Source organism: Streptomyces sp. NPDC032472 (genome assembly GCF_040636955.1).
Taxonomy (GTDB): domain Bacteria; phylum Actinomycetota; class Actinomycetes; order Streptomycetales; family Streptomycetaceae; genus Streptomyces.
Window position 1 is genome coordinate 1 of record NZ_JBEZVK010000199.1, and the last position, 1655, is coordinate 1655.

Below are 1655 nucleotides of genomic sequence, written 5' to 3' on the forward strand. Positions count from 1 at the left end.
GCCGACCGCACCAGACCCCAAACCCCCGCAAGGGCCGGATCCGGAACATCCCCCGCAGCCGCCGCCACCGCGCCCCGCGTCACGATCACCAACCGCGAGCCGGCGTACCGCTCTCCCGCCAGCCAGCTCTGCACCAGGGCCAGGACCTCGGCGAGGGCGGCACGGGCAGCCGAGGCCGCATCGCCGGCCTCCGGGAGGCGCACGGGCACGACGACCGTGGCCGGCACCTCCTCCGGCAGCGCGTCGAGGGAGGTCCACACCTCCGGCGCGGACCCGGCCTCCGTCCCGCCCGTGGTCACGCCCACGGGCGACCAGTCGATCCGCAGCAGCCGGTTCGCAGCGGAGCCGTCTGCGGCGCGCAGCGCGTCCTTCGACAGCGGCCGCAGGGTCAGGGCGCCGATGCCGGCGACCGGCGCGCCCGTGTCGTCGGCGACGGTCACGGAGACCGTCTCCGGTCCGGTCGGGCTGATCCGGACGCGCAGGCCCGTGGCGCCGGTGGCGTGGAGGTCCACGTCCGACCAGGCGAAGGGCAGCCGGTCCTGGGCATCCCCGGCGACGCCCGGCAGCAGCGCGTGCAGCGCGGCGTCGAGCAGGGCCGGGTGGAGGGCGAACCGGGCGGCGTCGGCGCGCTGCGCCTCCGGCAGCTCCACCTCGGCGTACAGCTCGCCGTCGGAGCCCTGCCACACGCGGCGCAGCCCTTGGAATGCGGGACCGTAGCCGTATCCGCGGTCCTCGAGCCGGGGATACGTGTCGTCAAGGGCGACTTCGGTGGCCTCGGCGGGAGGCCAGGGTGCGAGCTCGTCCGGGACGTCCTCGGTCCGCGTCTCCAGCGATCCCGTCGCATGGAGGGTCCAGGGCTGTTCGAGGCCGGTGTCCGTCTCGGGGCAGCTGTAGACGTCGATCCGCCGCCGGACCCCGGAGTCCGGGGAATCCGGTTCCTCGGGTGCACCGATCACGACCTGCACCCGTACCCCGCCGCGGTCCGGTATCACCAGCGGTGCCGACAGGGTCAGTTCGACCACGCGTGCGCAGCCGGCCTCCTCGCCCGCACGGGCCGCGAGTTCCAGCAGGCCGGTGCCGGGGAAGACGGCGACGCCGTGCAGGGCGTGGTCCGCGAGCCACGGGTGCGTGGCCAGGGAGAGCCGGCCGGTCAGCAGGTACACGTCGCCGTCGGCCTGCCGTACGGCCGCACCCAGGAGGGGGTGTCCGGTCGGGGTCAGCCCGAGGCCGGAGGCGTCGGCGGACCCGCCGCTCGGGTGGAGCCAGTAGCGGTCGCGCCGGAAGGCGTACGTGGGCAGGTCGACGCGGCCGGCTCCGGTGCCCGCGTAGAACGCCGGCCAGTCCACCCGTACGCCGCGCGCGTGCAGTCGGCCGAGGGCGTCGAGCAGGGTGCGCGCTTCGGGCTGCCCGGCCCGGAGGGCGGGTACGGCCACAACCGCGTCCGGGTACTCGACGGTGCCTGCGGCCATCGCCGTCAGGACCGCGTCAGGGCCCAACTCCATCAGCGTCGTGGCGCCTTGGGCTTCGAGGGTGCGGACGGCGTCCGCGAACCGGACCGGTCGGCGCACATGCTCCACCCAGTAGCCGGCGGTCGTGATCCGCTCGGGGTCGACCAGGCCGCCGGTCAGCGTCGACACCACAGGAATCTGCGGCGG

1 protein-coding gene is annotated in these 1655 nt (G+C 75.4%); it reads right to left on the minus strand.

Translation table 11 applies throughout. From position 1 onward, the window contains the following. On the minus strand, window positions 1-1637 hold a 1637-nt coding region (locus AB0F11_RS38155; protein WP_362184468.1), incomplete at its 3' end, for a polyketide synthase dehydratase domain-containing protein. Between the last annotated feature and the right edge of the window lie 18 nt (window positions 1638-1655).